Source organism: Reyranella sp. (assembly GCF_030651995.1).
In the GTDB taxonomy this organism is placed as follows: Bacteria; Pseudomonadota; Alphaproteobacteria; order Reyranellales; family Reyranellaceae; genus Reyranella.
The window spans coordinates 49,882-55,921 of the sequence record NZ_JAUSBN010000018.1; the positions used below are offsets into that span (position 1 = coordinate 49,882).

Below are 6,040 nucleotides of genomic sequence, written 5' to 3' on the forward strand. Positions count from 1 at the left end.
CCGATCGCAATTGTTGCGGTAAGCAAAGCGCAATCCGCACAGACCCGCTTGCACCGGCCGATATGTTCCGGAGACCAATTCTCTCGATGGATTTATCGCCGACGCAATTCGCGGCGCGATCACGATATCTCCTCGTCATCCCGACGACTCATCTTTCCGGTTCAGTGCCATTCGCGGATAATAGTTAGTTCTTGCGGTCTGGAGAGTGTCGGCTAAAAAATCTTCATGGTTGATATTCGCACCGGCCGTCCGGCCACCCTCGCTCCCAACGGCATGGTTACATCCCCGCATTCGCTGGCGTCACAGGCCGGCGTCGATGTGTTGAGAGCAGGCGGATCGGCGGTCGACGCCGCCATCGCCACCAGCGCCGCGCTTTCAGTGCTCTATCCGCATATGACGGGCGTAGGCGGTGACGCGTTCCTGCTTGTCCATGAAGCCAAGACCGGTGCCGTACGCTACATCGACGGCGGCGGACGCGCTACCGCGGCCGGCACGATCGACGCCTTCGCCCGGCGCGGCCTGACCGAGATACCCTATCGCGGCGTACTGCCCGGCACCCTCACTGTTCCAGGCGCGGTCGCAAGCTGGGGCATGGCTCACGCTGCCTATGGTCGCTTGCCTTTGAAGCGCTGCCTGGAGAGCGCCATCGGCTACGCTCGCCATGGCTTCCCGGTGACGGCGCGGCTGGCCTACTGGCGCGAATTGGCGCGTGAGGAATTGGCGAAAAGCCCCGAAGCGGCGGCCATCTTCCTGAAGGACGGTGCGATTCTCACCAACCTCGATCTCGCAAGGACCCTGGAGGCGATCGCCAGTGACGGCTGGCACGGCTTCTATGAGGGTGAAGTAGCGGGCGAACTGGCGCGTTGGTCGAAAGCCAACGACGGCTTCTTTACTCTGGACGACCTAAAGACGCAGAACGCGCACTGGGGCGAACCGCTGAAAGGCAGCTACCGCGACGTCACGATCTACGAAACGCCGGCACCCACGCAGGGCTTCGCTGTGCTGGAGATGCTGAACCTGCTTGAGCCAATGGAGATGCACAAGAAGCCCTTTCTGGGCCCTGATTATGTGCATTTGATGGTCCAGGCCAAACAGCTTGCCTATCACGACCGCGACCGTCATCTCGCCGATCCACGCTTCGCGTCTGTACCGATGGAGCGCCTGATATCAAAGAAATATGCTGATGAGCGGCGCGCTCTGATGGGCCCGGCCCGAGCCTTGCCGTGGGACAAGATCCCCTCCTACGGCAGCCTGGCCGGTGACACGGTCTACATCGCCGTGGTCGACGCCGAGGGCAATGCGGTGTCGATGATCCATTCCCTTTATGGCGGCTTCGGCGCCGCGGTCGTGGCGGGTCGCACCGGAATTGTCTTACAGAATCGCTCGGCCTATTTCTCGCTCGATCCCAAGAGCCCCAACCGGGTCGAGCCTGGCAAGACGCCACTGCACACGCTAATCGCCTCGATGGCGTTCCGCGACGAGAGGCTGTGGGCTGTGGTGGGCTGCATGGGCGCCGACGGCCAGCCCCAGATCCACCTGCAAGCCTATCTCGCCCTGATCGACCACGGTCAGGATATCCAGGAGGCGCTGGAGACGCCACGCTTCCTGTCCGGCCGCTTCGCCATCGGTGAGCCACGCGACACGCTGCACGTTGAGGGACGCATTCCGGCCGAGACTATTGCCGAACTCGAACGACGCGGCCACATGGTCAATCGCTGGGGCGCATGGAACGAACTCGCAGGCCACGCCCACGGCATCACCGTGGACCCGGTCAGCGGCCTGCGCGTCGGCGGCTCGGATCCGCGCAGCGATGGCGCCGCGATCGGGTATTAGCGGGCTGTGGCTGCGTACTACAGAGACACCGCTGGGAGCTGCCCGCCTCGGACCCGCGCAATCAGCCGACGCCTACCGGTGTGCTTTACCTGTTCCCTGCCAGCCAGCCGCTACGCGATGACGCCGAGCGCGTAGAGCGAGTTCTCGTGCGCCGCAGCCTTAGAAAGCCCGGACTGGTTTTGAAACGCATGCGCCGTTTGGTGGACGTGGTGGCCTCGGGCCGGGTCGATCTTGCGCCCATGGTCACGCATCGCTTCACGCTCCACCGGATCGAGGAGGCCTGCGACCTGTTTTCCCATCAGCGCAACGGCGTACTCAAGGTGACCATCACGATCTGGCGAAAATCCTTCTCAAATCCTCCGCCAAAGCGGCCAGGTCGCGGCGAGCGCCAGCAGGCCCATAACGCCGGTGATCGCCGTGGCCTCGGGCGCTCCGATGAGATCGGCGAGCCAGCCCAGCCAGACGAAGCCGATCGGGCCGGTGCCGATGCAGACCGAGAGCACCCCCAGGATGCGCGAGCGCATTTCTATCGGCGCCGCGAGATAGACGAGCGTGGCCTGCAGGGTGGCGAAGGTGGCGCCGGCGAGGCCGGTCACCAGCAGCGCCACACCGGCCAGCAGCGGCGTGGGCGCCGCCGCAAAGCCGATCAGCCCGACCAGGTAGGCCGCCGTGCCGCCGACATAGGCGCGGGCATGCCAGCCCGGCGTCAGCCACAGCGCCAGCAGGAAGCAGCCGGCGAAGGCGCCGACGCCGTCGATGCTGGTGAGCAGGCCGACGCCTTCGGGGCCGAGCAGCAGCCGGTCGGTGCCGATCACCGGGATCATGCTGGTGAAGGGCCAGGCGAAGACATTGTAGATGACGGTGACCGCCATGATCGCGCCGAGGCGGCGGTCGGAAAAGATGAGCGCCACGCCCTCCCAGGTGCGGGCGAGCACGGCCCCCGCACCGGGCGAGGACGGGATGTGGCTCTGCACCATCAAGGTGGCGGCGACGGCCGACGTGTACAGTGCCACGCTCAGCAGGAAGGCGCCTTCGATGCCGACGCCCGCCAGCAGCAGGCCGCCGACGGCGGGCCCTACCATGCGGCTCACATTGCCGGCGCCGACATCGAGCGCCATGGCGATGGCCATGCGATCGCGGCCCATGACTTCGCCCATCATCACGCGCCGGAGCGGATTGTCGGTGGCCCAGCCGCAGCCGTTGATGAAACTGGCGATGGCGAGGTGCCAGACTTCCAGGGCTCCCCTGAAAGCGACGACGGAGAGCAGGGCCGAGGTGACCATCATGAGGCCGACGATGCCGGCCAGGGTCAGGCGGCGGTCGAACCGTTCGGCGAAGGCCCCGAGGAAGGCGCCGAACAGGCCCATCGGGACCAGGCGGAGCATGGTGATCATGGCGACGACCAGGGCGGAGCTGGTCTGCTGATAGACGACGATGCCCATGGCGACCGTTTCCAGCCAGCGCACGGTGGTGACGACGAAGCCGACGTACCACAGGCGCCAGAAATCCATCGGACTGGTCCGCAGCACCTGCCGGAACGAACTCGCCGTGTTCTTGTTGTTCTCTCCCATGCCGGCGCCGACTGTCGCGCACGGCCGCGCCAAAGTCTCCTGTCCTGACTCGGTAGTACTACCAGATTCTCCGTAAATGTGACGTAGCCTTGAACATCCTCGTCACGCACCCGACTCATGCGACACTTTTCGGAAGTCCGACCCACTACGCAGGAGGCCCGCTGACGGCTCCAAAGCGGACCCGCGCGATCAACCGCCGCCTGCCGAGCTGCTTCAGCCCGCTCCTACCGTTCAGCCGCCACGCGATGACGCAGTGCATGTATAGCCGGTGCTCATGCGCCGCGGCCGTGCCAGGCCTAGCTTCCAGCAGATTTCTTTCCGGCGCGGGCCGCTGGCGCGTACGCTCGATGCCGCGCTGCGCATGCATGGCAGAAGATGTTGGAGACGGGTCGGTACGCGACCATCATTGAGATCGCCAGAGCCGAGATGATCAATCCTTCCTACGTCTCGCGGGTGCTCCCGCTGACGCTACTGGCGCCGACGACGGTGGAGGCATGCTGCAAGGGCGCGCGAGCGCCGGGCCGACGCTGGCGGAGGCGATGGGGGTATTTCCGGTGCAGTGGCAACGCCAGTGGGTCGACATCAAGGTTTCCCGACGACGCCTGCCGGATCGAATACGCGATCGACCTGACTGACTCGATGGTGGACGGCCACATCATCGACACCTTGAACGCGGCACTTCGGGTGCTGCGCAAGGTCCACGCCGACGCCTGATGCGCCCCGCAGCGCCCACCTCGCCAAAGCCCTGGGGGCTTCGTTGAGCCGCGATCCGATCCCCTTGGGCGAGTGCGGCCTGCTGACCCGCAACAACGCCATGCGCTACTGCGGGCAGCTCGGCGACGAGCGCTTCGACCGTGAGGTGGCGCTTCGCTGCCGCCCCCGCTTCATCGGCCAGGAGCGATTCTACCTGCGCGAGGATCTGGACGCCTGGACCCGGCTGAAGCGACCGCCAAAGCCAGCGACAAGCTCGATCCATTGCCGGCTCATCTGGGCGGCCTGTTCGCTCTGTACCGGGCCTCGCCTGAGTTCACCCAGCTCGAGAAGGTCACCCAGGGCGGCTACCAGCACGCCATGGACGCCCTGAAGACCTTCGACGCCAAGGTTCCGGTCAACATCGACCAGCCGTGGATCCAGAAGGTCCGGGACGAGGTCTATGACGCGCGCGGACGCTGGCTCGCCAACTAGGTCGTCGCCGTCCTCTCGATCGTGCTGGGCTGGGGCGTGCCGCGCGGCATCGTCACGAGCAATGCCGCCAAGGGCGTGCCGAAGATCCGGCGCCCGAAGAAGCTGGGCGTCGCCAACAAGGCGTAGCGCCCGGAAGAGGTCGACGCCTTCTTCAAGGCTACCCATGAGCTGCAAGGAGGCGGCAGCGGCCTGTGCAAGGCCGTGGCCCTCGCCTACTACGGCGGGCTTCGAAAAGAGGACGTCGTGCGCGTCCCCAAGACTGCCCGCGTGAATGGTTCAATCGACCTCGACATGATCAACAAGAGCGGGAAGGAGTTGAGCATCTTCGAAGCCAAGCGCCTGACCGCCATCCTGAACGAGCCCGACAAGATCCAGATGGGCCGCGCCGCCCAGCGCAACGGCCGCAAGGTTGGCGACAGGCTGGTGCTCAATCGGCTGGGCCAGCCCTACACGAAGGATGGGCTGGACTCGTCGTTTGACAGGATCAAGCGCCAGCTCGTGAAGGAGGGCAAGATTCGGCCCGGCCTCACCTTCCACGGCCTGCGGAAGAGCCTCGGCAAGGCGGCCGCCGATGCCGGCTTCAGCGAGAACGACATCGCCGGCGCGCTCGGCCAGGCCAACCCGGCCAGCGCCCGCGTCTACACACAAGAGGCGGCCCGCAATCAGGGAGCGCTAACACAACGACTTGGTCGAGCTCAGTGTCTCCGAATTTCATCGCCAAGAACGGGAACAGAACGAGATTTTGGAAAAACGGTGCGAAGGATCGTGGAAAAACGGCCTTCTCAGCACTCGATTTCGGAGCCAACGGCAGAGGTCTAAAACGTTGGCCCGCTTGAACTAGAAGCGAATGGTGCCCAGGGGCGGAGTCGAACCACCGACACTGCGATTTTCAGATGCGGGTTTTATCTCAATTTTTCAGTGGGTTAGCTTTATCGATTCCTGTCTAAAACCCTTGAAGCGGGGCGCCATTGTCTAACGTAAGGCAGGTACCCTGGGCCTATTGCGTACAGGCCCAAATCCTGGGCACCCCGATGGGCCGAACTCTAGCTCCCTCTATGCGGCAGGCCGCCAAGCCGCGATTCGAGCGCTCATTCCCCTCCCGTGACGACTTCTACTCTCCGCTCTTCCGCCATTCGCCGCCCCTTCACCCCATCACCTAAATCATTAAATTATATGCATTTTTCCTGATACCATATTTCGCACCATAAATTCGTCTGTATAGTACCAGCAGAGTCCCCGTAAATGTCCCCGCCTCTGCCAACCTTGGGCCCAGACAAAGGAGCCCATGATGATCAACCTTTCCCACCACGCTCGGATCCGCACACAGCAGCGTGGCGTCACAACCAAGATGGTTGAGGCAATTCTGGAAAATGCTGACGTCGAACAGCCTATCGGCAACGGCTGCACCTTGTTCCGAATGTCTCGTCGTCGTTCTCCCGCCCTACCAGGCG

At 64.1% G+C, this 6,040-nt stretch carries 4 protein-coding genes and 2 pseudogenes; 5 read left to right on the forward strand and 1 reads right to left on the reverse strand.

The window, feature by feature from the left end; all coding sequences use genetic code 11:
* The first annotated feature begins 225 nt into the window (after nucleotides 1-225).
* Nucleotides 226-1,833, forward strand: a complete 1,608-nt coding sequence (ggt, locus tag Q7V45_RS04290; protein WP_304847527.1) for a gamma-glutamyltransferase — start codon at nucleotides 226-228, stop codon at nucleotides 1,831-1,833.
* Between the two features lie 182 nt (nucleotides 1,834-2,015).
* Nucleotides 2,016-2,165, forward strand: a pseudogene (locus tag Q7V45_RS04295) (NAD(P)-dependent alcohol dehydrogenase); the annotation flags it as partial.
* An 18-nt stretch (nucleotides 2,166-2,183) separates the two neighbouring features.
* Here the strand turns inward: Q7V45_RS04295 and Q7V45_RS04300 are convergent.
* Nucleotides 2,184-3,404, reverse strand: a complete 1,221-nt coding sequence (locus Q7V45_RS04300) for an MFS transporter (RefSeq protein WP_304847530.1) — start codon at nucleotides 3,402-3,404, stop codon at nucleotides 2,184-2,186.
* A gap of 375 nt (nucleotides 3,405-3,779) precedes the next feature.
* On the opposite strand from Q7V45_RS04300, the gene Q7V45_RS04305 reads away from it, so the two are divergent.
* From Q7V45_RS04305 to Q7V45_RS04315, 3 genes and pseudogenes are all read left to right on the forward strand, one after another.
* Nucleotides 3,780-4,118, forward strand: a complete 339-nt coding sequence (locus Q7V45_RS04305) for a hypothetical protein (RefSeq protein ID WP_304847533.1) — start codon at nucleotides 3,780-3,782, stop codon at nucleotides 4,116-4,118.
* A 261-nt stretch (nucleotides 4,119-4,379) separates the two neighbouring features.
* Nucleotides 4,380-4,589, forward strand: coding sequence for a hypothetical protein (locus Q7V45_RS04310; RefSeq protein ID WP_304847536.1), 210 nt, complete (start codon nucleotides 4,380-4,382; stop codon nucleotides 4,587-4,589).
* A gap of 147 nt (nucleotides 4,590-4,736) precedes the next feature.
* Nucleotides 4,737-5,408: pseudogene (locus tag Q7V45_RS04315) on the forward strand (tyrosine-type recombinase/integrase); the annotation flags it as partial.
* Nucleotides 5,409-6,040: the final 632 nt, after the last annotated feature.

What these genes read in the sequence shown, in the direction of transcription:
- Q7V45_RS04300 (WP_304847530.1), bottom strand. Translation starts at nt 3,404, where the DNA reads ATGGGAGAGAACAACAAGAACACGGCGAGTTCGTTCCGGCAGGTGCTG.
- ggt (WP_304847527.1), top strand. Translation starts at nt 226, where the DNA reads ATGGTTGATATTCGCACCGGCCGTCCGGCCACCCTCGCTCCCAACGGC.
- Q7V45_RS04305 (WP_304847533.1), top strand. Translation starts at nt 3,780, where the DNA reads ATGTTGGAGACGGGTCGGTACGCGACCATCATTGAGATCGCCAGAGCC.